At 46.7% G+C, this 23656-nt stretch carries 17 protein-coding genes; 7 read left to right on the top strand and 10 right to left on the bottom strand.

Annotated elements, in window-relative coordinates:
• Window positions 1-3: 3 nt before the first annotated feature.
• The 5 genes from bioB to ACJMM9_RS11690 form a co-directional block, all read right to left on the bottom strand.
• Complete coding sequence (bioB, locus tag ACJMM9_RS11710; RefSeq protein WP_405327098.1) at window positions 4-993, bottom strand: biotin synthase BioB; 990 nt, start codon at window positions 991-993, stop codon at window positions 4-6.
• Window positions 994-1112: 119 nt separating this feature from the next.
• Window positions 1113-1661 carry a DUF6803 family protein gene (locus tag ACJMM9_RS11705; RefSeq protein WP_405327095.1) on the bottom strand — a complete coding sequence of 183 codons (549 nt, stop codon included), beginning with the start codon at window positions 1659-1661 and terminating at the stop codon, window positions 1113-1115.
• A gap of 124 nt (window positions 1662-1785) precedes the next feature.
• Window positions 1786-2388: a dimethylsulfonioproprionate lyase family protein gene (locus ACJMM9_RS11700; protein ID WP_405327093.1), complete on the bottom strand. Its 603-nt coding sequence runs from the start codon at window positions 2386-2388 to the stop codon at window positions 1786-1788.
• A gap of 7 nt (window positions 2389-2395) precedes the next feature.
• Complete coding sequence (locus ACJMM9_RS11695) at window positions 2396-3352, bottom strand: 50S ribosomal protein L11 methyltransferase (protein ID WP_405327090.1); 957 nt, start codon at window positions 3350-3352, stop codon at window positions 2396-2398.
• Window positions 3352-4707 (bottom strand): O-acetylhomoserine aminocarboxypropyltransferase/cysteine synthase family protein, encoded by a 1356-nt coding sequence (locus tag ACJMM9_RS11690; protein ID WP_405327088.1) that lies wholly within the window; start codon window positions 4705-4707, stop codon window positions 3352-3354. The genes ACJMM9_RS11695 and ACJMM9_RS11690 overlap by 1 nt, the downstream gene beginning before the upstream one ends.
• A 400-nt stretch (window positions 4708-5107) precedes the next feature.
• Here ACJMM9_RS11690 and ACJMM9_RS11685 point away from each other — a divergent pair, with 400 nt between their 5' ends.
• On the top strand, window positions 5108-5671 hold the full coding sequence (locus ACJMM9_RS11685; protein WP_405327085.1) for a hydrolase: 564 nt from the start codon (window positions 5108-5110) through the stop codon (window positions 5669-5671).
• 128 nt (window positions 5672-5799) lie between these two features.
• Here the strand turns inward: ACJMM9_RS11685 and ACJMM9_RS11680 are convergent, their stop codons facing one another.
• The 4 genes from ACJMM9_RS11680 to ACJMM9_RS11665 form a co-directional block, all read right to left on the bottom strand.
• The gene (locus ACJMM9_RS11680; RefSeq protein WP_405327083.1) at window positions 5800-7395 is read right to left on the bottom strand and encodes a bifunctional anthranilate synthase component II/anthranilate phosphoribosyltransferase; all 1596 of its coding nucleotides are present in this window, start codon (window positions 7393-7395) and stop codon (window positions 5800-5802) included.
• Between the two features lie 108 nt (window positions 7396-7503).
• Window positions 7504-8949 (bottom strand): anthranilate synthase component I family protein, encoded by a 1446-nt coding sequence (locus tag ACJMM9_RS11675; RefSeq protein ID WP_405327081.1) that lies wholly within the window; start codon window positions 8947-8949, stop codon window positions 7504-7506.
• 294 nt (window positions 8950-9243) lie between these two features.
• Complete coding sequence (locus tag ACJMM9_RS11670) at window positions 9244-10209, bottom strand: hypothetical protein (protein WP_405327079.1); 966 nt, start codon at window positions 10207-10209, stop codon at window positions 9244-9246.
• 179 nt (window positions 10210-10388) lie between these two features.
• Entirely contained in the window at window positions 10389-11702 is a 1314-nt protein-coding gene (locus ACJMM9_RS11665) for a CobW family GTP-binding protein (protein WP_405327076.1), read from the bottom strand.
• Window positions 11703-12049: 347 nt separating this feature from the next.
• Here ACJMM9_RS11665 and ACJMM9_RS11660 point away from each other — a divergent pair, with 347 nt between their 5' ends.
• A complete protein-coding gene (locus tag ACJMM9_RS11660; RefSeq protein ID WP_405327075.1) occupies window positions 12050-14182 on the top strand; it encodes an FISUMP domain-containing protein in 2133 nt (710 codons plus the stop codon).
• A gap of 140 nt (window positions 14183-14322) precedes the next feature.
• Here the strand turns inward: ACJMM9_RS11660 and ligA are convergent, their stop codons facing one another.
• Window positions 14323-16605, bottom strand: a complete 2283-nt coding sequence (gene ligA, locus ACJMM9_RS11655) for an NAD-dependent DNA ligase LigA (protein WP_405327072.1) — start codon at window positions 16603-16605, stop codon at window positions 14323-14325.
• Between the two features lie 233 nt (window positions 16606-16838).
• Here ligA and ACJMM9_RS11650 point away from each other — a divergent pair, with 233 nt between their 5' ends.
• From ACJMM9_RS11650 to ACJMM9_RS11630, 5 genes are all read left to right on the top strand, one after another.
• Window positions 16839-18017 (top strand): GDP-L-fucose synthase family protein, encoded by a 1179-nt coding sequence (locus ACJMM9_RS11650; RefSeq protein ID WP_405327069.1) that lies wholly within the window; start codon window positions 16839-16841, stop codon window positions 18015-18017.
• Window positions 18010-19107, top strand: a complete 1098-nt coding sequence (gene gmd / locus ACJMM9_RS11645) for a GDP-mannose 4,6-dehydratase (RefSeq protein ID WP_405327067.1) — start codon at window positions 18010-18012, stop codon at window positions 19105-19107. The genes ACJMM9_RS11650 and gmd overlap by 8 nt, the downstream gene beginning before the upstream one ends.
• 155 nt (window positions 19108-19262) lie before the next feature.
• Window positions 19263-20231 (top strand): acyltransferase family protein, encoded by a 969-nt coding sequence (locus ACJMM9_RS11640; protein WP_405327064.1) that lies wholly within the window; start codon window positions 19263-19265, stop codon window positions 20229-20231.
• An 84-nt stretch (window positions 20232-20315) separates the two neighbouring features.
• The gene (locus ACJMM9_RS11635; RefSeq protein WP_405327061.1) at window positions 20316-21845 is read left to right on the top strand and encodes an oligosaccharide flippase family protein; all 1530 of its coding nucleotides are present in this window, start codon (window positions 20316-20318) and stop codon (window positions 21843-21845) included.
• Between the two features lie 77 nt (window positions 21846-21922).
• Window positions 21923-23650, top strand: a complete 1728-nt coding sequence (locus ACJMM9_RS11630; protein ID WP_405327058.1) for a thiamine pyrophosphate-binding protein — start codon at window positions 21923-21925, stop codon at window positions 23648-23650.
• The last annotated feature ends 6 nt before the right edge of the window (window positions 23651-23656 follow it).

Raw genomic sequence — 23656 nt, 5'->3', positions numbered from 1 at the left:
TTGTTATTCGTCTTTGCTTTCTACAGCCCACGTGAATCCCGCATTTTCGATTTGGCGGAATGTATTTTCTAGGCTTTGGCCGCCTTCGGTGAGATACCCTGAGGCGAAAATGGAATCGGCGACTTTGAACAATTCCTTTTCGTGTCCTTTGAAATAGACTTCGCGACCGGCGGCGCAGCGGATGTCCGATTTCGGGAGCAACAAACGGGCAAGGCTAAGAATCTTGATGCCGTATTCGAATGTGAGTCCGGAAATGTCGCGGTTCGCGAGGCGTGTGCCTTTGACCGGCAACAAAAAGTTTATGGGAACGGATTCTGGATTGATGGCGACCAAGTCGAAAAGCATGTCGACCACGTCTTCTTTTGTTTCTCCCATGCCAATGATGCCGCCACAGCAAATTTCAAAACCGATGTTCTGCAACATGCGGATGTTTTGGATGCGACGCTCGTATGTATGGGTGCTGCAAATTTCGGGGTAAAAGCGACGGCTTGTGTTGAGGTTGTGATTGATGCGGTCAAGGCCGGCTGCTTTTAAAATGCGGGCTTGGTGTTCCGTTAGGAATCCGATGGAACAGCAAATGTGCGTACCCGATTTTTTCATGTGGGCGATGCGCTCGGCGAGTTCTTCAATTTCTTTGTCCGTAAAGCCCATGCCCGAAAGTCCGATGCAATGCCTAGACAGTTGAAATTCATCAACGAGATTGTTGTCACCGTAAAGCTTTTCGTCCGAAACGCTTTTGTATTTTTCAATGGGGGCTTCAGAATCACGAGATTGGGCGCAATAGGCACAATTCTGTGTGCAATTGCCGCTACGGACATTCGTCAAAAGCTGAATGTTGACGCGATTTCCTTTGTATTTCGTGCGCAACTTGAACGCAGCATCAATCAGCAAATGCAATTTTTCGTCGGGAAAATTTAAAATCTGCAAACATTCTTCACGCGAGAGGACCTTGCTTTCGTCCCAACCATTTGCCAAATAATCTGTAATTGCCATTCCTAAACTACCGTCATTGATCTTGTTGAATTTTGGTGACAAATATAAAAGCCAAGTTTCTACTTGGCTAATACAAAAAAACTATGGTTTGTAGGGGTGCTATTCACGAAACCGAATGCTTAATGATGGTGGTGTCCTTCGTGCATCGATTCCATGTGGTGTGCGGGGGCTTGAACTTCCGAAATCGATTTTGATTTGGTTTTGTAGCCTGCGATTCCTGGGTCCACCATTCCGAAAATCATCGCGATGTGCGAAAGAATGAGGAATGCGGCCAGCAAGAGAATGGCGTATGTCGTTTTTTTCGGAGCATCCGCTTTGCGGAATAAAATCTTCAAGTTCAAAAGGGCGAGCAATATCATCGGGATGCCCGCAAGGATGTAAGAGAATATGGCGACGACGTCAATCCATGTTCTGAAATCTCCTGCCGATGCAAGCGGTGCAATGACGTTCGGAATGAAATAGATTATGATTCCGACGAATGCGACTCCCGCAAGTATCCCTGCGATGTGATTTACTTTGGAAAGCGTTGGGTGCGCATTGGGCGATTTGAGCAGGAACAATTCTGTGATGGCGATGGTCTCGGCGAGAATGACGGGAATTGCCATGAATAGAATCAGGTTCCAGGGAGAATTCTGCATCAGCAGATCCATATAGTGAGTAGAGTACATGTTGTATCCTTTTTGTTATGGGTTTGACTTATTCTCCATCTCGTAATGCAATGTACAAAAAGAATTTTGCAAAAGTGTTATTGAAAATTTTGATATCTAGCGCTCTAAAAAAAGTGTAATTTTTTTACACATATTTCGAAAGCGTTTTGACATCTTTCCCGCTCCACGTGTAGAGTGCGAGCATGGGCTCGTGTTCGGTTTGCATGGAGTGTACGTGGTTGGATGGATGCAGTACAAATTCACCAGGGCCACGTACTTTTGAGATTCCGTCTAGTGTCCAGATGGCATGTCCGGACAGAATGACATACAGTTCTGTGGCGGGGTGCAAGTGGGAGGGGTAAAAGGTGTTTTTACCGAGGAGCGTAAAGCCGAAACAGAAATGCTCGTCATGGTAGGGCGCTTCGGGGCCAAGGATTTCGCCCCATCCCATTTGATCGGCTAAATCAGGCATGTCGGGGCGCGGCTCGTAATTGTATTTCCACGGCAAATAGGGGAGGGCGGGCTCCAAAGCTTTTAGCAAATCTGCGGTTTCGGGATTCCCGTGCTTGATGGCTTCTCCGATGTAGCGGATTAACGGCGAGTCGCTTTTTTCAAATTTGCCGATTGGCTTGGGAATGTCTCGGACTGCGAAATTGGCGGCTTCAAGCCCGATTTTATCGTCTATTTTGGCTCTCTTGAAAAGGAACTTTTGAGATTCTTTGATTAGATTGTTTATAACGTTTTTCATGGAACCTCTACTTTAAACTTGATTTTAACACGGCGACGGTATGGCCGATGACTTCGCCTTTTTTGAATGCTTCGTATGCGGCGGTTGCTGTGAGTTTTACGGAGTCTAGTGATTTTTCAATTTCAAGCGCACGATTTCCCGAATCCTTGACGGATACGTTTGCGAATGCTTTTTGCAAATCTTCAGCGCGGTAGAATCTGAACGGCCCGAGTCCTGCTTTTTCTTGTGCGGCGTATCCCGAAATCACATCTTCAGGCTCGGCTTGGACTTTCCAGGAATAGGTGAAAATTTCGGAATGGAGCCCAGCCAATTCTCCGAGCTTGATGAATGCACTGAGCGGAACGCGCCCGCCGAGCGTTGAATAGACGGCCCCGTTTTCTGCCAAGTAATCGCGAGCTTGCTTGAGCGCGAGGTAGTGCAAGTCAAGCATTTGCTCGTGTACAAATTCGGGGATTTCTTCTTCGCGCTTTTCCAGGTAATGACCGCTATTGCGTTTGTCTTCAATCTTTGTGTTGTTTGCAAGCGGCACGTTGGGGAGGTTTTCGTAAATCACATCGTAATTTCTTTTGCCGTTTTTGAGGGGTTGCAAAAGATCGCCATCGCCAAATTCAAATTCGATGTTGTTGCTTTTTAAGTTGTTCCTGACGTTCTGTGCAGCGGCGGCGACAACGCTTCTTTGCAAATCCGTGAAGCCTACGCGCTTTGCTCCCAAAAGCTCAATGCCGGTCAACACGTCAATGCCGGAGCCTGTGCCGATGGAAACGAATGAATCAATGTCGTGACCCAATTTTTCGCGAATCAGCTTGAATGCGGGGGCTGCAATGTAGGCGACCCAGTCGCTTTTAATGTCTTCTGTTTTCGGCAGGTAGGCGTGATCGGCAACTTCAATAGAGAGGTAATCTTTGATGCGCTTTGTCGCACCATTTAATGCAAGGTATTTATTGACATCTACAACGATACTCATTACTTACCACCTTTGGTGCTTGCTGCAATAGCTTGTTCAAAATCAGCGATGATGTCGCGTGGGTCTTCAATGCCGACGGATACGCGAATCATATCTTCGGGGATGCCTGCGGCGAGTCTATCCTTCGGGGAAAGCTGCGAGTGCGTGCTTGTGGCTGGGTGTAAAACGCTTGTGCGGGCATCGCCAACGTGAACGACCAAGGCGGCGACTTTCAGTGCTTTGACAAACGAACGGATGGCTGCTCTGCCGCCCTTGAGCCCGAATGTGAGTACGCCGCTACCGCCCTGATAATCAAAGTATTTGCGGATTCGCTTGAAGTACGGGCTAGATTTGAGTCCCGGATAGCTGACCCAATTCACGGCCGGGTGTTTGGACAAAAATTCAGCCAATGCGAGAGCGTTGTTGCTGTGCTGAGGCATTCGCAAATGGAGCGTTTCAAGTCCCAAATTCAAAAGGAATGCGTTGAACGGGCTTAATGCGGCACCGAAATCGCGCAAAAATTGTGCGCGAGCCTTTGCGATGAATGCGGCACGTCCAAATTTTTGAGTATAGGAAGTGTTTGCGTATTGTGCGTCCGGTTCCACAAGGTCCGGGAACTTTCCGTTTTCCCAGTTGTAATTACCACCATCAATGACGACACCGCCGAGCGCAACCGCGTGACCATCGATGTACTTTGTGGCAGAGTGGATGACGACGTTTGCGCCGAGTTTCAAAGGCTTCACGAGGAATGGCGTGGCAAGCGTGTTATCGACGAGGAATGGAACGTCAAATTCCTTGGCGAGCTTGGAGAACTTTTCAAAGTCCAAAATGCCCAAGGCGGGGTTGCCAATCGTTTCGCCGAAAATGAGCTTGGTGTTCGGACGGAATGCTTTGCGGAGTTCTGCGATGGAGTCTTCCGGGTCGATGAACGTCGTTTCAATGCCGAGCTTGGCAAGTCTCACGCTGAGCAACGTGTAGGTGCCTCCGTAAATGGTTTTGCTGGCAACGATGTGGTCGCCTGCTTTCACGAGGTTCGAAATTGCGAGGAAGACTGCGGCTTGGCCTGATGCTGTTGCGACTGCACCCACGCCGCCTTCAAGTTCTGTAATCTTGCTTTCAAATGCCGCAACGGTCGGGTTCCCAGTGCGGGTGTATTTATTGCCCGATTGCTTGAGTGCGAAAAGTCGCTCCACTTCGTCAACGTCTTCGTACTTGTACGTTGTGGATTGAAAAATCGGGAGCACGCGAGGCTCGCCAATCTTGGGCTTCCAACCAGCCTGTAAACACTTTGTTGCAAAATTCCATGTGCTCGGATCGGTAACGTTTGCGATATTCTTTGCGGATTCAATTTTCTTTTTCGATATAATCTTTGTCATTTTAAAAACTCCTCTAGCAAAATAATTGCTCTTGAATAATTCTATTTGTACGGCGAAAATATAGAACGCAACTATTACCTTGTCCAATACTTAATTAATATCGTGTATAATAGAATTAATTTATTAGTAGTAAAATGTGCGCGGACTATAGCCTTGTACGTCATTCCCCTAACGGGGCTTGAATGCTGCGGTTATCCAATACGAATGCAAGCGTTCGTGCTGTCTAACCTTGCGCGTCATTCCGAACGTAGTGAGGAATCCAGTGATTTCTCGTCTATCGAAATAAGCAATTGTCAGTGATTAGAAAAATTTATAACTCGCCACATATTGCGTAGTGACTCGCAAAAATTCGTGGGCGAATGCTGTCAATCGTCCTCATAAAATTCTTATATTTCGTGCCATGGCATTATCAGCAAATATTACACGTGAAGGAGCGCTTGAACTCCTTAAAAAGTACAACAAGGATCCGTTCCACCTTGAACATGGCGAAATCGTAGAAAATACGATGCGTTACTTTGCTCGTGAACTCGGTTACGGCGAAGACGAAGAATTCTGGGGAATCGTCGGTCTCTTGCATGATCTTGATTTTGAATTGTGGCCGGAACAGCATTGCATCAAGGAACGTGAATTGATGCAAGAGGCGGGCCTTTCGGAAGAGCTGATTCATGCGACAACGAGCCACGGCTGGTCTATCACGGTGGATGTCAAGCCGGAACATGAAATGGAAAAAGTGCTTTATGCTGTTGATGAACTTACGGGCTTGATTGGTGCTGTAGTTTTGATGCGTCCGTCCAAGAGTGTGCAGGATTTGGAACTGAAATCGGTCTTGAAAAAGTACAAGGCCCCGAAATTTGCAGCGGGCTGCTCCCGCGAAGTGATTGAACGCGGCGCGAACCTCCTCGGATGGGAATTAAACGACCTCATTTCAAGAACAATCGCCGCCCTAAAAACTTTTAGACCGTAAAAACGTCATCCTGACGCTTACCGCGGAAGGACTCTGTAAAGTCTTGTTTTTCATATGAAAAAAGCGCTCCGAATTTTCGGAGCGCTTTCTCGTCTTTCGTCTATAGCCCGCTTTCGCGGGCATTTCCTTTATGCGTTAGTCGCGACTTTCACTTCCTCAATCTTCTTGAGGACGGAGCCGTCTTCCATCGCCTTGATTGCCTTATCAAAGCCTTCCTTGATGCTTGCTGCCTTATTGCTGATGTAAAGTGCAGCGCCTGCATTCAAAGCGCAAGCGTACTTGATGCCTGGACGGCCCTTGCCGTTCAGAACATCGAGAGCGAGGTTGAAGTTGTCCACGCCCGTGCCGCCGGCGAGGTCTTCCGGATCCACAGCCGGGACGCCGAAATCCTTCGGGTCGATCCGGTATTCGCGATACTGACCGTCTTCGAGGATTTCTGCAATCGTCGTCGGAACGCACGGAGAGATTTCATCGTAGCCGTCATCGGAGATGGCGACCATCACGCGCTTTGCACCGAGGGACTTTGCGGCCTTGGTGAACGGTTCCAAAATAGACTTGCTGTAAACGCCGAGCATGAGGTACTTGGCTTCTGCCGGGTTCGTGAGAGGTCCAAGCAAGTTCATGATAGTCTTCACGCCGAGAGCGCCACGCACAGGGCCTGCAAAACGCATAGCGCTGTGGTAGACCGGAGCCATGAGGAACACGAAGTTTGTCTTGTCGATGACGCTTGCAGCCTTTTCCGGAGTCATGTCGAGCTTGAAGCCAGCGGCCGTGTAGAAGTCGGCAGCGCCAGACTTGCTAGAAACAGCGCGGTTGCCATGCTTTGCAATCTTGGCGCCGCAGCTAGCTGCGATAAGGCCGGAGAGAGAGCTTACGTTGAAGCTACCCTTGCCATCGCCACCGGTACCCACGATGTCGGTGAGTTCGTCACCGCTGTACGGGAACTTGCGCTTCTTGCTGCTCAAAACCTTGGCGCAGCCTGCAATTTCTTCGGTCACAGGACCCTTGCTAGAAAGTGCGGTAAGGATGGCAGCCATCTGACGTTCGTCCATGATACCGTCGGTCAGGTCTTCCATGAACATTTCGGCGGTTTCGCGGCTCAAGTCCTTGCCTGCGGTGAGCGTGTTCAAAATTCCGCGAATGTCGAGCGGTTCACGACGGTAGTTGAGGAATGCCTTGAAGAATTCGTCAGCGCGACCGCTAGCGATGGATTCCGGGTGGAACTGCACACCTTCAATCGGGAGCGTCTTGTGGCGAATGCCCATGATGTCGCCGTCTGTGGCGCGGGCGGTCACTTCGAAATCGCCCGGGAGCGTAGATTCGTCGATGACCAAGCTGTGGTAACGCGTGAAGATGTTCTTCTTTCCGATGGTGCGGAAAAGTCCCTTGCCGTCGAGGTCGATTTCTTCAGCGATGCCGTGCTTGATGAACTTGGCCTGCACAATCTTTGCACCGAAGGCGTAACCGATAGCCTGGTGGCCGAGGCACACGCCCAAAATCGGGAGCTTGCCTGCAAAGTGCTTGATGGCGTCCACAGAGATGCCGGCATCTTCCGGACGACCCGGACCCGGGCTCACAATAAGGCGGCTCGGATTCAACTTTTCGATGTCTGCGATGGTGCATTCGCGGCTACGGAGCACGCGGATTTCTTCAGTAGTAATCTTGGCTAGCGCCTGGTAGACGTTGTAAGTAAAAGAGTCGTAGTTATCGATAATAATAATCATTCTTTTATCCACTTTTTTAAATGTTTGTTGCTCGGGGTCGAGTAGATTCCGGGTCAAGCCCGGAATGACGTTCTCGCGTCATGGTGGACCTGATCCGCCATCTAACTTTTAATTTTCCCCCTCCAATACAGCCCTGATCGCTCCGAGCTTTTCATTCGTTTCTTCAAATTCGCGGTCGGCGTTCGATGCCGCGACAATGCCGCCACCGGCCTGCAAGCTAATCGTCTTGCCCTGCTTCAAGCAGCAACGGATAGCGATGCAGAAATCCAGGTCGCCGTCCGATTCAATGTAACCCACAGCGCCTGCGTAGAAACGACGCTTGATCTTTTCGAGGCCAGAAAGAATTTCAATGGCGCTGATTTTCGGAGCGCCGCTCACCGTACCTGCCGGGAAGCTGGAGCGCAACACTTCAATAGCCTTCTTGTTCTTGGAGACGCGACCCTGCACATCAGAGACCAAGTGGATCACGTGGCTGAACTTTTCGCATTCCATGTACTTGGTGGTTTCGACCGTACCGGCTTCGCAAACGCGGCCAAGGTCGTTGCGGGCGAGGTCCACGAGCATCAAGTGTTCTGCGCGTTCCTTCGGGTCGCCCTTCAGGTTCTTCATCAAAGCTTCGTCTTCCATGTCATCCTTACCACGGCGGCGGGTACCTGCAATCGGGTGGATGGTGGCGATGCCTTCACGCACGCGGATCAAGCTCTCCGGCGATGCGCCGATGAACTGGTGCGTACCGTAATCCAGGAAGAACATGTACGGAGACGGGTTCACCGTGCGGAGGCGACGGTAAATGTCGAGGGCTTCAATGTCGCTTGCAAACTGGATGCGGCGAGACGGAACTGCCTGAACAATGTTGCCTGCGATGATGTGCTTCTGCAATGCGGCGACCTTTTCCACATATTCCCTGCGGGACTGTTCGAGGTCGGTCATCGTGATGCCCTTGCCGTACTGCTTTTCCGGAGCGAGGTAGCTGAAGTCGAGGTCTGCAAGGCGAGCTTTGACCTTTTCAATAGCGGCCTTCAGGTCGATTTGGTGTTCTTCGTAGTTCAGGGCGAACAAGTGAAGCTTTTCGGTGAAGTGGTCAAACACAATGTAAATGTGGCCGACCAAAAATTCGGCTTCGGGAATGTTGAGTTCGTCCACCTGCGGGGCGAGGCGAATCGTATCGCAGCGGGCGCAGAATTCGTAGCCGAGGTAGCCCACGCCCGAAGACGGGATAGGAATCTGGTTGGGCGGCACCGTGTTTTCGGCAGAAATCTTGAGCAAGGCGTCGAGAATATCGCCATCACCTTCGTCCAGGAACACGCTTTCCTTGCCATCCACGACGATGCTTACGTTCTTGTCGTTCTGGCGCAGGCGGAAACCTTCGTCCACCATCAAGGTCGAATAGCGGCTGCGACCGTGGTCAAAGCTTGCTGATTCGAAGATGGCCTTTGCGCCGAGCTTCTTGGCGAGTGAAAACGGGGTGTAACGTTCGCCGGGGAGAGCAACGTAAATGCTATCAGTACGCGGAGCGTAACCCGGGCGTTCGGTGATGTGAGTAATCTTAGTCATTTTAATCCTCTAGTTTTAAAACTCGTTTGCTTTCGCAAAGGCTTTATGTCCCGGAGGAATTCGTCAATTTTCGGAAAAAAGGAAGGCCTCCGTGAGTCCGGAAGCCTTTGCTAAAAAATCTTGGGTGATTCGTAACAATTACCGGGCTCTATGTTAGAGTCCGCGCCACCAACGACGGTTGAGAGTTGCATTTGTTACGAAATTCATCATGTCACAAAAATATCAATCAAAATTGCACATGGCAAGGGGTAAGTTCAAAATTTTTTCAGAATCCTATAAATTTTCTCTGTAAATCTACTTTTGAGGCTTGTCTTCATCCAAGATGCACCATATAGAACGGTATTTAGTTTTATTGGGGCGGCATAAACTCACCCTGATGCCTTCGGGAGCGCCCATGTTGCGTCGAATGCAATCGAATGATTCGTTATAACGCTCCGCACGGGCGTCGCAGTTTTCGGATGATGTTTTTGAAGGATCGTTTTTATAGCCCCATGCTTTGCAGGTTTCGTTTTCGAAAATCCATGTGTATCCATCATCTGTTATTTTCACATTGTACTTTTCAACGATAATTGTATCGACGTAGTAAGAATTGTTTTTGTTTTCGATTATAGTTAACATGGAGTCGCCTTCGAATGTATCTGTTGACCATGAAGAAGGGGTTTCGTAAACTGAATCCATGTCTACTTCTGTTGATGGAATGTACAATCTGCCGTCAGCGTACCAGACGGTAATCGATGAATCGTTCAACTGAATTAACTGCTTTTCGGATTCGTTGTAATAAAAATCGTTATTCCCGACTGTAATCTTTCCCGAGTAGAATGCTGTGCTATCGCATGCGCCCCAAGAGTGTATTTGTCGACAGTACGTGGCCGGACCAAGCATGAGCGAATCGTCTCTAACAACAAAGACGCTGGGTTGTTCGTAGGCATTTCTACCCGGCTCCATCGTTATAATCCCGTTTCCGTCTATATGTGTATCCTTGCAGAATTCTTTGGAATAAAATTTTAGAGCAATGTAATTCTCCCAAAATTCGCCCTGTTTCTCTTTGTGTTGGCGCAATCCGTAGTCGTTGAAAACCTCTTCAGGCCTTAAGAAGCTAATTGTCTGAGACTTTATTCCTGTTGTATCGAAGGGAAGTGCGTCCATGACGGTATTTTGTGAAGTCCCTTCATGGTTAGATGAAACCGGATCTGAAGATGAATTGTCGCAGGCGATAAATAAAAGAGTAGCCGCTGCAATCAATGAAAATTTTTTAAGCACAAATGCCTCCAAATGTTTGAAGTAACGTAATCAATATATATAAAGGTTGAATAGAAAGTAAACTAAATATGAAAAAAAATCCCGCGACTAATGTCGCAGGATTTCTCGAATCATAAAAGGAGATGCCCTGTCATCCTGGAGGCCAAAGGCCGATAGGATCAGACGGACATGACATTGCGTTAGTCGTCCAAGCAGCTGTCCATGACCTGGATAATCTTCTTTTTATCCATGTGCTGGCCGATGAACACCAGGCGGATGATGCGGTCGCCGTACTTTTCGTCCCAGATTTTCTGGAGCTGTGGATTTTCGGCGAGCATGCGGGCCTGTTCTTCCTTGCTTTCGGCGGCAAACCACTGACCGAAGTTTTCGGCGGAGGCCTGCTTACCGGCCTGTTCGAATAAGAAGCTGTTGTCGCGATCGTCGCTGAACCATACAAGACCCTTGGTGCGGATGATGCTGGTCGGATAATCGTCGAGGAACTCTTCGAACTTTTCGCGGTTCAGCGGACGGTGAGTCTCGTACACGAACGTACTGATGCCGTATTCGTCGCCATGCGGATGGTCCTTGTCGTGATGGTGGCCGCAGTGGCAAATGCCATGTTCGTGGTCGCAATGGCTGTGGTCATCGTCATCGTGGTCGTGATGGTGATGATGTTCGTGTTCGTCGTGATCATCGTCATGGTCATGATGGTGTTCGTGTTCCTCATGATCGTGGTGATGCTCGTCGTGTTCGTCGTCATCTTCATTGTGATTGTCGTGGTCCATGCCGTTGAGGCGGATGGCCCAGGCGCTGGATTCTGCGACCTTGCCAAAATCGAACTGCTTCGTGTCGAGAATTTCCTTCATATCGACCTTGCCGTAGTTCGTCTCGATCATCTTGGCGGTCGGCTGCAAAGCCTTCACGACGGCCTTCACGTGTTCCAGATCCTGCTTGTTGAGGCTATCGACCTTGTTCAAAAGGATCGTGTTGCAGAATTCAATTTGCTGGATGAGGAGGTTTGCAATATCGTCTTCCTCGAGATCTTCATCGAGGAGCTTCTGGCCACCGGCGAATTCATCGGCGAGGCGCATCACATCTACGACGGCGACAATGTTGTCGAGGTGGCAGGCGAGGCGCTGGCCGTTACGGCCCATCAGCTGGCTTCCAGCTGCGCAAATGGTCTGGGCTATAGGAATCGGTTCGCAAATACCGCTAGCTTCGATAAGGATGTAGTCGAACTTGCCCATTTCCAAAAGTTCGGCGATCTGTTCGAGCAAATCCGTCTTGAGCGAGCAGCAGATGCAGCCGTTCGACAGCGGAACAACCTTGCCCGAGTCTTCCTTCGTGATGTTTCCGCCCTTTTCAATCAGGGTCTGGTCGATGTTCACTTCGCCAATGTCATTGACGATGACGGCGACGTGATAGCCCTGCTGATTGTTGAGAACGTAGTTGAGGAGAGTTGTTTTGCCGGCTCCCAGGTAACCGGTCAGGAGCGTTATAGGTACAGATTTCATGCGTTAAAATTTACTAAAAATTGCAATTTTAGGCAATGTGACCCGGATTACAGATTAAAAAGCCATTCCAAATTGTACTATTAAACATCTTGCCTTTTTCTTAAATTTTTAATACATTTGGTTTTAGGGATTGAAGCGAGGGCTTTTGAGCCGAGTTTTATTCCGAAACGAGCTGCTTTGGTTTAATACCCTTCCTTGAGGGTTGCAGATTGTAGCTTCGCTGTGCTAAATCTTTTAATCAAAACAGTTCTGGGCGTCCTTCGGGGCGCCTTTCTTTTATTTTATCTTGTATTTCCCCCTGAGATTTTTTATTTTCTGCTGGTTCGTAATAATTTTGGGTATATGCAATGAACACGTTCCTTCGCAATATTTCTTGCACTCGTTCTTTTGCGCTCGTTTCGGCGCTTTTACTTTGTGGACTCGTATCCAGTTTTTGCCTGATGGGCTGTAGCGAAGAAAACTCTGGCTTGGGAACTGATGTTTCGGAAAAGCCCGATGTTTCGGAACAGCAGTTGGATTCCGTGACATTGTCCGAATATGACCATTTGACCGGTTATGTTGAGTATGTCGGTCGCGTTTCTGCAGTTACATTGTATGAACTCGATTCGGGACTTGTCTTTACGGGCCGAGAATTTACGGAAGCGGTGGATACGAGTAATGGATTTTTTGATTTTAAAAATTTGAAATTGCAGTCGCCCTATGCTTTGTTAAAATACGAAGCCGTTAGCTATTATCCTCCGCTGTGGGGTTTTGTCGATTTGAGTAAGAATGATTCCATTCACTTGAATACGATGGTGAACCTTGAATATCGACGCGTGATGAAGCTTGTTAAAGATGGCTTGCCGACGGACTCTGCGGAAAAGCAAGCCCAGCACGAAATCATGATGGATCTGTTCCAGAAAATATACGACATTAAGCCTTCAAATCAGCTTTCAAATGACGAGGCGGATTCTGTTGCTAGAGCCATTCATCGTATATATTCAAAATATCTTTTTCGTGATAAAATCGCTTATAAGTACGAATCGGATGGAACATGGGAAATCGATTCCTTGAAAACTCATTTTGTGGATCAAATTTATTTTTTCTTTGGGTATCCTAATGCAAAAGATTACGATTTTGGAATGGCTCGGTTGTGTGCATCTATCTTTGGAAATATTCAAGGCATAGGCGAGTGCTCCGCAAAAAATGATGGCGAAACCAAGCGCGTTACCAATGAAATGAGCGATCTTTACAAGAGACCGTTTGTTTGTAAAAAGGATTCGGGATGGACTTATCCGGGACCTTATTTCCAAGATACTTATGAGTGGGAAAAAGGCTATGATGGCGAAATGCGGAAGGGCGATTTCTTCAGTCCGTTCTGGTACGCTTACGATTCGCTTCAAGGAAAATGGATTCCTTCTCTAGATGACCCGATTGATGTGGCGTGCGTGTCGTCGAAGTTGGGGGCAGTCCGTAAGAGTGAAGCTACATACGCTTTTGCGCCCAAGTACCAAAAGTGCATTTTAAGGGATGGTGAATATCACTGGACTTCCGCGGATTCAGAAGAAGAATACATAGAGTATGGAACCAAGGGCTTGGAATGTGATTCTTTAGGACGCGTCCAGAAACTCACTATAGATCCGTCTTTTTATGTTGTTTGCGAAGAAGGCGGGTTCCGCAAGGCGACCGATGATGACATAAGGCTTGACTTGATTGAAAGAGAAAAGGCTGCAAATCCGTGTGGCGACGAAGATGACGACTTGCGTCAGGGAAAAGTGGATACGACGATTTACTATTCTTGCTACCATGGTGCATTGAAGATGGCGGGTGAACTGGACAAGTTCCTTGGAAAAGCCTGCAACCGTGGCTCTGAAGGATATTACAAGTACCAGAATTCCTTGTTTTACTGCAATGCTGTTCAATGGAAGTATTCTTCGGATTCTCTGGTGACCGAAACTGTGACCGATGAACGGGATGATTCAAAGTACAAGACTGTTGGCATCGGAACGCAAATCTGGATGGCTCAGAATTTGAAATTGAAGACGGATTCTAGCTGGTGCTATCAGGGTGATGACGTTAATTGTGGAATGTTCGGCCGCCTTTACCAGTGGAAAAATAATGTGGGAGCCAAGGGTGAGAATATTTGCCCTGAAGGGTTCCATGTCCCATCGAGCAAAGACTGGGAAACTCTGAAATCTTATGTCAACGGTGTCTTTGATTGGGATCATTATACACGTATTTTAGGCGCTAAGAAGGGTTGGGAAAAGAGGACCGAATGGTATATCGGAAATGATGACTTTGTCGGTTTCTCGGCGATTGCATCTGGTGTCCGCGATAGCAGTGGCACGTTTGCGGATGAGTTTGAAGCGGCTTATTTCTGCACGACGGATCATACGGACACTTCCTTTACCGTTTATAAAATGCAGAAATATTTGCCCAATCTCGAAGGGGTTGAATCTCCCAAGAACAGCGCTTGCACAATCCGCTGCATTAAGGACTAAACCCGTTGCATTGTCACTCCCGTCTTTTTACGTTGTCATCCCGGACTCCGTTCCGGGATCGCCTTACACACTAGTCATCCTCGACCTTGTCATCCTGGAGCGTAGCGACGGGACCCATTATTTCTTGTATTACACAAAATTTAGAGGTCCAGTGTCATCTGGTCTTCCGCGGGCTTTGTTGAACTGTTCGCTGCATTTTCAGCAGGTGCGCTGTCTTCTTCTGTGCTTGCGCCAGATTCGTCGGCGTTTGCAATCTGTGCCATAAGCCATGCTTCGTCGTGCACGGGAATCCCGAGTTCGTTTGCCTTGGTGAGCTTGGAACCTGCTGCTTCGCCTGCCAAAACCCAGCTCGTCTTTTTGCTCACGGAACCGGAGACCTTGCCGCCGTTTTCTTCGATGAGCTTGCGGGCTTCGTCGCGGTCCATGTTTGGAAGCGTTCCCGTGATGACTGCGGTTTGCCCTTGGAATAAAGTCTTGACAACGCCCTTGAATTCCGTCGGGAGTCCGAGTGCCACGAGTTCGTCAATTTCATTTGTGTAAAGCGGCGTGTGGAAGAATTCGTAGACTGATTTTCCGATGCGTTCGCCGACGTCGGTCACGTTCTGCAGTTCTTCGACCGTTGCCGTACGAATTTTTTCGAGCGTACGGAAATGCTTCGCGATATTGCGGGCGCTGGTGCGGCCGACAAAGCGGATGCCGAGACCGTGCAGCAAATTTTCGAGGCTCTTTTGCTTGGATGCTTGGATGGCATCGTAGACATTTTTCGCGCTCTTCTTCGCCATGCGATCCTGCGATTCCAGATCTTCGAGCGTGAGGCGGTAAAGGTCTGGAATGCGCTTGATTTTGCCTGTCGCAAGGAGGCTTGCAATAAGTGCAGGCCCGAGATTCTCGATGTTCATCGCTTCACGGCTCACGAAATGCTCGAACAAACATTGCACTTGCGCCTTGCAATGCAAGTTTTCGCAGCGCAAAATCACTTCGCCGTCGATGTGCGTCAGTGGCTCGCCGCACACAGGGCATTTTTCGGGAGCCAGGACGGGGGAGGCCCCGGCGGGGCGCAGCTCGCGCTTGACGTCGGTGATTTTCGGGATGATCTCGCCACCCTTCTCTACGCCGACGGTGTCGCCATAGTGCAAGTCAAGCCTTGCCACTTCGTCGAAGTTGTGGAGGGTGGCGCGCTTGACGGTCGTGCCGGCGAGGCGCACGGGTGCGAGATTTGCCACCGGCGTCACTGCACCGGTGCGGCCGACCTGAAATTCTACAGACAAAAGCGGCGTGTAAGCGCGTTCCGCCTTGAACTTGTAGGCGATGGCCCAGCGCGGGCTCTTGCTCGTGCTGCCGAGTTCCCGCTGTTGCTGCAAATCGTTCAGCTTTACGACCATGCCGTCAATGTCGAACGGGAGGCTGTCGCGGCTTGCGCCAATCTTTTCGGAAATCGCCATGATTTCATCGACCGTGTCAGCGGTCCAGTAATCGTTCGTGTGGAATCCGAGACGCTTGAGCTGCTTCAAGTTTTCTTCGTGAGTTTTGTTGTTGCTCTGCGGAATGTGGTAGGCAAAAAAGCGCATCGGGCGCGTCTTGCATTCGGCAACGCTCTTGAGCTTGAGAGAACCCGAAACCGTATTGCGGCAATTCTGGAAAGTCTTCTTGTTTTCCAAGATGAACTGTTCGTTCAAGCGTTCAAACGCTTCGCGTTCCATGTAGACTTCGCCGCGGACTTCGAACGTCCCTTGCGGAATCTCGCTCGGGTCAATCTTCAATTTCTTCGCGTCAAAAAATTCTGGAATGTCTGCAATCGTAAGCGCATTCAACGTCACATCGTCGCCCTGGGCGCCGTCGCCACGAGTTGCCGCCTGCTTCAAGCGACCATTCTCATAAACCACCGAAAGGCTAACTCCGTCAATCTTGCGCTCGCAAATCCATTTTTTAGGCAATTGTGTAGATTGCTTCGCTTCGCTCGCAATGACGTTGCTTGTTGTGTCATCCTGAGCGGTGCTTTTCTCGTCATCCTGAGCGCGAATGCGCGATATAGAATTGTAGGCATCTTGATGCCTTACAATTCTTAGGTTCGTAGGAGCAGGATCCAGTGAAGTCTCGAGACTCGCAATCCCCTCTTCTGCGGCCTTCACAAACTCGCGCATTTCTTCTTCGCTGTACACGTTTGCAATGCTGAGCATCGGCACCGCATGCGAGACCTTCGCAAAATCATTCGTAAGGTCGCTACCGACCTTCTGCGTGAGCGAACCCTTCCCGCGCAGTTCCGGATACTTCGCTTCGAGCGTTTCCATCTCCTTGATCCCAAAGTCAAAATCCTGGTCGCTCATGGGGGAGATTCCGTCCTTGTAATACAGACGGCTTGCTTCTTCCAGTTGTTTCTTTAACTCAAAATAGCGGGTACGGTCGATATCTTTCTGCTCACTCATGGAAAGCAATATAGAAAGTGTTTTAAACGGTCCATGTCAATAAAAAACAGAAAATAATCACTTTTTCTTCTATGCCACTTGTATCATTCTTTTTCTCTTGTTATATTTTTCTCACTTTTTAGATGTAGTCGTTAATCCAATGAGACCGAAAAAACATTCAAAATTCAGTTGTTGCCTCAAAAATTCGACGCCTCGTTTTGAAAAAAACTTCTTTATACCGTGAAAGAATCTTTATGAACGTGTTAGATAAAAATTCAAAGATTTATGTCGCTGGCCACCATGGGTTGGTCGGTTCTGCTATTTGGAACAACCTCAAATCCCGCGGGTACAATAACCTTGTCGGTCGCACCCACAAGGAACTCGACCTTACCGATCAGTATGCTGTCAAGAAGTTCTTTGACGAAGAACGCCCCGACGCAGTGGTTCTTGCCGCAGCCTTTGTCGGGGGCATCATGGCAAACTCGCTCTATCGCGCGGACTTCATGATGATGAACATGAAGATCCAGTGCAACGTGTTCAGCGAAGCCTACGCCCACAACGTGAAGAAGTTCTTGTTCCTCGGCTCTACTTGCATCTACCCGAAGAACGCCCCGCAGCCCATGAAGGAAGATGCACTCCTCACGAGCGAACTCGAATACACCAACGAGGAATACGCCATTGCAAAGATTGCGGGCCTCAAGATGTGTGAAAGCTACAACCTGCAATACGGCACTAACTACCTCGCCGTGATGCCAACGAACCTTTACGGCCCGAACGACAATTTCCACCTGGAAAACAGCCACGTGATGCCAGCCATGATGCGCAAGATCTATCTCGCGAAGCTCATCCACGACAACGACTGGAATAGCATTAAGGTCGATATGGACAAGCGCCCCGTCGAAGGCATCAACGGCAACGCTACGCAGGATGAAATTTTGAAGGTCCTCGCCAAGTACGGCATCGAGAACAACAAGGTGACCCTCTGGGGCACGGGCAAGCCGCTCCGCGAATTCCTCTGGAGCGAAGACATGGCCGACGCATCCGTTCATGTGCTCTTGAACGTGAACTTCAGCGACATCATCGGCATCGAAAAGTATTCCAGCGTACATTATGGCGCAAGCGTCGATGGCGCGGTGGACCGTAACCACAGTGCAGGCCGTGGCGGAGCCATCCCGAAGCTCGGTGAAATTCGCAATTGCCACATCAATGTGGGCACGGGCAAGGAACTCACCATCCGCGAACTCAGCGAACTCGTCGTGAAGGCGGTCGGTTTTGAAGGCGAAGTCGTGTTTGACGCCAGCAAGCCCGACGGCACCCCGCGCAAGCTGATTGATGTGAGCAAGCTCCACAGCCTCGGCTGGATGCACAAGGTCGAAATCGACGAAGGTGTACAGAAACTCTTCAACTGGTACAAGGAATCCCTCAATGGATAAGCGTAACGTAGCACTCATCACCGGCGTCACCGGACAGGACGGCTCCTACCTTTCTGAATTTCTCCTCGCCAAGGGCTATGAAGTCCACGGCATCATCCGCCGCTCTTCGGTGGACTATCGTGAACGCATTGCCCACCTCGAAGGCAGGCCGAATTTCCACCTGCACTACGCCGACATGGGCGACTCCATGAGCCTCGTGAAAGTCGTGGGCAAGGTCCAGCCGACCGAAATCTATAACCTCGCGGCCCAGAGCCATGTGCAGGTCTCATTCGACTCCCCGGAATTCACTGCCGACGTGGATGCCACCGGAGTCCTCCGTGTGCTTGAAGCCGTGCGTACCAACCACCTCGAAAAGACTTGCCGCATTTATCAGGCTTCGACTAGCGAACTCTACGGCAAGGTCGAAGAAGTCCCGCAGAACGAGAACACCCCGTTCCACCCGTACAGCCCGTACGCAGTTGCCAAGCTTTACGGTTTCTGGATCATCAAGGAATACCGCGAAGCTTACAACATGTTCTGCTGCTCCGGCATCCTCTTCAACCATGAATCGGAACGCCGTGGCGAAACCTTCGTGACCCGCAAGATTACGCTCGCCGCAGCCCGCATTGCCCAGGGCAAGCAGGATTGCCTGTACCTCGGCAACCTCGACAGCCTTCGCGACTGGGGCTACGCCAAGGACTACGTGGAATGCATGTGGCTCATTTTGCAGCACGACAAGCCCGAAGACTTCGTGATCGCAACCGGCGTACAGCACACCGTCCGTGAATTTGCGACGCTCGCTTTCCACCACGCAGGCATTGAACTCCGCTGGGAAGGCGAAGGCGTGAACGAAAAGGGAATCGATATTGCTACAGGCAAGACCGTCGTTGCAGTCTCTGAAGATTTCTACCGCCCGACCGACGTGGTGAACCTCTGGGGCGACCCGACCAAGGCGAGGGCCGAACTCGGTTGGAACCCGCAAAAGACGACGTTCGAACAACTCGTGAAACTCATGGTCGAAAACGACATGCGCAAGGTCGCCGCCGACGATGCCGCAAGCCGCGTACGCACGAACCTCGCCGAATACTTGGAAAAAGGTTTGGTGAAGTAAGAGGGAATGGTGGTTGCTTTTGAACGATATATTTTAGTCAAGGCAACCGCCTTATTTGTCATTCCCGACTTGTTCGGGAATGTTTTTTGTATATTCAACGGTTTGCAAAATCGTGAATGTTGCAAACCGTTGGTGACAGAGTATAGGGTGGCGGGATGATAGAAGTCTTATTAATAATGCTGCTGTTTTCAGGGGCAAAACAAAGTGATTTTTCAAAAGAAAAAACTTTGTTTTTAAAAGCTTTTTTGCCGTTCCTTGTAATTGCTAGTCATTATTGTCCTAGTATTATTACGCCAGCCAAAAACATTCAGTTATTGGGTTGGTTTTCTGTTTCAATTTTTTTCTTTATTTCTGGATACGGTCTAAGTGTAAAGGTGAAAAAAAATAGGCTGAAGTTGAGTTATCTTGTAAATAAAGTTATTTGTCTCTTGATTCCTCTAGCGATTGCGGTCTATATGTATATTGGATTTTGTTCGTTATTCGTAGAGAAACCGCTTAATATAGACTTGTTATCAGATATAAAAAATAATTATGTAGTACACCCTACTACTTGGTTTGTTATTTCTTTAGTCTATCTAAACATTATTTTTTTTGTAGCTCATTCATTTTTTGAAAAAAAACAACTTTTGGTATTGACGGTACTTGTACTCTTGTTGATGCTTTCGCAAAAATTATGCAACGTGTCAGGAACTTATTTTATGAGTGATTTGGCTTTTGTTTCTGGTGCTTTTTTTGCGAAATATGGCGAAAAAGTTCAGAAAGTTCCTATGTGGGTGATAAAAGTTAGTTTTTCATTCCTGATGCTTTTGGAGCTAATTCATCTTAAAGGCTTTACATTTGTTAATTCATTTTTGCTTCCTATTTGTTTTATTTTGCTTTTTTGCTCTATAAAACTTTTCCGAAATAAGATTGTCGATTTTTTATCAAAAATTTCTTATGAACTGTATTTGGGGCAGATCGTTGCTGCCGTAGTTGTTTATCATTATTTTGAACGCGGTATTGAATCTTTCGTTTTTATAGTTCTTTTAGATGTAGTGTTGGCGTACGTCATTTGTGTATGCTCTAAAATGTTAAAAACGCTCTTTTCCACTATGGTTTTATATAGAAAGGGGAAGGAAACGTAAATGATTTTTCTTAATTTAACATTGATGTAGATAGAATTAATGGTCTTTATATAATAATTGTTAATATCAGGTTTAATGTAAATCATGGCTACCGAACAGGAAAATAACAAGAGAATTGCGAAAAATACATTGTTGCTTTATGTGCGCACAATGTTTGTGATGGCTGTATCTCTTTTTACTAGTAGGGTAGTTCTAAATGCTCTTGGTGTTGAAGATTTCGGTACGTATAATGTTGTTGGTGGCTTTGTTGCGATGTTCTCTGTTATTTCAGGAGCCTTATCTTCCTCTATTAGTAGGTTTTTAACGTTTGAACTTGGTAAAGGAGGCGGTGAAAAACTTAATAGAATTTTTTCAACAAGCGTAAATATCCAAATAGTAATTGGTGCTGTTGTTTTTATATTAGGTGAAATTGCTGGATTATGGTTCTTGAATTATAAAGCAAATATTCCTGATGGACGTCTTATTGCTGCCGTTTGGGTTTTGCAGTGTTCATTAATTGCTTTTGTTGTTAATCTTGTTAGTGTCCCTTATAATGCAGCGATTATTGCCCATGAAAAGATGAAAGTTTTTGCTTACATTGGAGTTTTAGAAGCTGTATTGAAATTGCTTGTTGCTTATTTTTTGTACATATCTTCATGGGATAAATTAGTTACGTATGCTGTTTTGCTTGTACTGATTTCGGTAATTATTCGATTGATTTATGGAATTTATTGTCATCGGAATTTTTCAGAAACGAGATATAAGTTCTGCTATGACAAAGAGCTTGTGCATGAAATGACTGGTTTTGCAGGCTGGAGCTTTTTTACTAATTGCGCTTTTATATTTAATACTCAAGGAGTCAATATTCTTATAAATGTTTTCTTTGGGGTTGCTTCAAATGCTGCACGAGGTATTGCTGTTCAAATGGAAACCGCTATAAAAAAATTTGTTTATGACTTTACAACAGCAATCAACCCCCAAATAACTAAGAATTATGCTGCGGGAAAGTTTGCTGAAATGAACAAGCTTATTTGTAGGGGCTCGAGGTTTTCGTATTTGCTTTTTTTGATTTTCGCGTTACCATTTATTTTTGAAACACCAACTGTTCTTAAACTTTGGTTAAATGTTGTTCCTGAACATACTGTTGCGTTCTTTAGACTTACCATAATTTGCTCTGTACTTGATGTATTGGGGAATACTGGTTATACAGCCTGCATGGCGACAGGAAAAATAAAAAATTATGTTTTGAAAATAACTTCTGTAACTTGTTTGGCTTTCCCCTTATCTTGGCTGGCTTTTTATTTAGAATTTCCTGTTGAATCATGCTATGTTATTCTTGCTTTTTTGTATTTGATAGTTGATGTTGTTCGATTGTTTTTGATGAAACAAATGCTTGGATTTCCTCCGACTTTATATGTTCGAAATGTGTTTTTCCGAATTTCTTTGGTTACGATATTTGCTATACCGTTACCCTTGCTTATAACGCAATTGATGGACCAAACAATTTTTCGTTTTTTCGTTAATGCTATAGTCTGTGTGCTTGTTGCTAGTTTTTTATCTTTCTTCTTAGGTCTTTCGAAAAATGAAAGGATTGCTATTCAAAATGGTGTTAAATCGAAAATTTTAAGAAAATAGAAACGAAAAAAATTATTGGAGAAACTTTCTTTATAACAGGCGGCTCAGAAACAATTGACAAGGAAAAATAGCTTATTATGTACACAATTCAAGAAAACGTTCGAATAGTCATTGCTCTTCTTAAATTGTACAATATCAGGCATATTGTCGTTAGCCCTGGTGGTACAAATATTCCGATTTCTCAGGCAGTTCAAGATGATCCGTTCTTTATTTGCTATTCTATTCCCGATGAACGTAGTGCAATGTATTTTGCAATAGGTCTATATTTGCAAACAGGTGAGATAATAGCGACTTCTTGTACGAGTGCTCAGGCAACTCGAAATTATGTTCCCGGCTTGACTGAAGCTTTTTACAAGCATGTTCCGATTCTTGCAATAACTACAGCTAAATTGGAGCGTTTTCAATATCAGGAATACATGCAGGCTCCTGATCAGTGCTCTTTGCCTAAAGACTCTGTGAAGGCTTCTTTTGATTTGCCTCCAGTAACTGACGATAACACTCGGATACAGGTTTATCATAATGCAAAGGAAGCTATTTTGGAAACGACGCATCGGGGTGCCGGACCTATTCAGCTTAATATCCGAATTATAGATGCGTTGCAAAGTCAATTTGAAAATGTTGAACTACCAAAAATTCGTCCATTAACTCGCTATATGGCATGGGACGAGTGGTCTGACGTCGATTTAGAAGGCAAGAAAATTCTTATAGTAGTTGGAGAACATCGACCATTTACTGATAGACAATTAAAAGCAATAGATTGCTTCTGTGAAAAATATAATGTGTGCGTTTATGTAAATCATTTGTCTAATTATCATGGAAAATATTCGGTTTCTGCCAATTTGATGGTTTCTTGTGGTGGCTTTAATCAGTTGAAGCCAGATGTTCTTATCACAATTGGTGGTCAGACTGGAGATTACGCGATTTATGGAGCTCTTAACGGACTTGGAAATGCTGAACATTGGAGAGTGTCGGAAGATGGTGCTTATGTAGATACATATTGCCATTTGACAAAAATATTCGAATGTCCTGATTATTTTTTCTTTGAACGTTTTGTCAAAAAAGAGATTTCTGCTCATCCCTATTTCCAGGAATGGAAGTCTCTTTGTGATTCGATGAACTATGATGTAGAACTGCCATTTTCTAATTGCTATGTTGCACAACAGCTTCATGCTAAGATCCCTGCAAATAGTGTTATGAATTTTGCAATTCTTAATAGCTTGCGGTGTTGGAGTTATTTCCAATTGGATCCAAGTATTCAAGGGTATGCTAATGTGGCTGCGTTTGGTATAGACGGCTGCAATTCCATGCTTTTTGGTGAAAGCATGAAAACGGATGAGCTTTGCTTTATTGTTACGGGTGATTTGGCATTTTTCTATGATATGAATGCTTTAGGTATTCGTCATCTTAAAAAGAATGTGCGTATCTTGCTTATTAATAATAATGGCGGTGCTGAATTTAAAATTATGACTCGTAATTGGAAAAATGATGTTCGTGTTGATGATTTTATTTCTGCAAATGGTCATAATGGTAACGCTAAGGGATGGGCTGAAAATTGCGGCTTTAAATATTTATCCGCTTCATCCAAAAACGAATTTGAAAATCAAAGAGATTTATTTGTATCTTCTTGTGAACAACCGATTGTTTTGGAGGTGTTTACAAAAGAGGATGATGAGGTTGTAGCTATGAAAAATCTTGTTGAATCAAATAGGATTCAGTCTGCACAGGATCATTTAAAGGGTGTGGTTACTAATCTTGTTGGTGAAAAGGGTACGGCTTATTTGAAAAAGATTTTGAAGCGAATATAATAGGAA

Source organism: Fibrobacter sp., assembly GCF_045112255.1.
In the GTDB taxonomy this organism is placed as follows: Bacteria; Fibrobacterota; Fibrobacteria; order Fibrobacterales; family Fibrobacteraceae; genus Fibrobacter.
This window is presented reverse-complemented; position numbering and strand designations above follow the sequence as displayed.

Bases quoted from the DNA above. Each gene is read 5' to 3' on its own strand.
- bioB (WP_405327098.1), bottom strand. From the start codon at position 993: ATGGCAATTACAGATTATTTGGCAAATGGTTGGGACGAAAGCAAGGTC.
- ACJMM9_RS11705 (WP_405327095.1), bottom strand. From the start codon at position 1,661: ATGTACTCTACTCACTATATGGATCTGCTGATGCAGAATTCTCCCTGG.
- ACJMM9_RS11700 (WP_405327093.1), bottom strand. From the start codon at position 2,388: ATGAAAAACGTTATAAACAATCTAATCAAAGAATCTCAAAAGTTCCTT.
- ACJMM9_RS11695 (WP_405327090.1), bottom strand. From the start codon at position 3,352: ATGAGTATCGTTGTAGATGTCAATAAATACCTTGCATTAAATGGTGCG.
- ACJMM9_RS11690 (WP_405327088.1), bottom strand. From the start codon at position 4,707: ATGACAAAGATTATATCGAAAAAGAAAATTGAATCCGCAAAGAATATC.
- ACJMM9_RS11685 (WP_405327085.1), top strand. From the start codon at position 5,108: ATGGCATTATCAGCAAATATTACACGTGAAGGAGCGCTTGAACTCCTT.
- ACJMM9_RS11680 (WP_405327083.1), bottom strand. From the start codon at position 7,395: ATGATTATTATTATCGATAACTACGACTCTTTTACTTACAACGTCTAC.
- ACJMM9_RS11675 (WP_405327081.1), bottom strand. From the start codon at position 8,949: ATGACTAAGATTACTCACATCACCGAACGCCCGGGTTACGCTCCGCGT.
- ACJMM9_RS11665 (WP_405327076.1), bottom strand. From the start codon at position 11,702: ATGAAATCTGTACCTATAACGCTCCTGACCGGTTACCTGGGAGCCGGC.
- ACJMM9_RS11660 (WP_405327075.1), top strand. From the start codon at position 12,050: ATGAACACGTTCCTTCGCAATATTTCTTGCACTCGTTCTTTTGCGCTC.
- ligA (WP_405327072.1), bottom strand. From the start codon at position 16,605: ATGAGTGAGCAGAAAGATATCGACCGTACCCGCTATTTTGAGTTAAAG.
- ACJMM9_RS11650 (WP_405327069.1), top strand. From the start codon at position 16,839: ATGAACGTGTTAGATAAAAATTCAAAGATTTATGTCGCTGGCCACCAT.
- gmd (WP_405327067.1), top strand. From the start codon at position 18,010: ATGGATAAGCGTAACGTAGCACTCATCACCGGCGTCACCGGACAGGAC.
- ACJMM9_RS11640 (WP_405327064.1), top strand. From the start codon at position 19,263: ATGATAGAAGTCTTATTAATAATGCTGCTGTTTTCAGGGGCAAAACAA.
- ACJMM9_RS11635 (WP_405327061.1), top strand. From the start codon at position 20,316: ATGGCTACCGAACAGGAAAATAACAAGAGAATTGCGAAAAATACATTG.
- ACJMM9_RS11630 (WP_405327058.1), top strand. From the start codon at position 21,923: ATGTACACAATTCAAGAAAACGTTCGAATAGTCATTGCTCTTCTTAAA.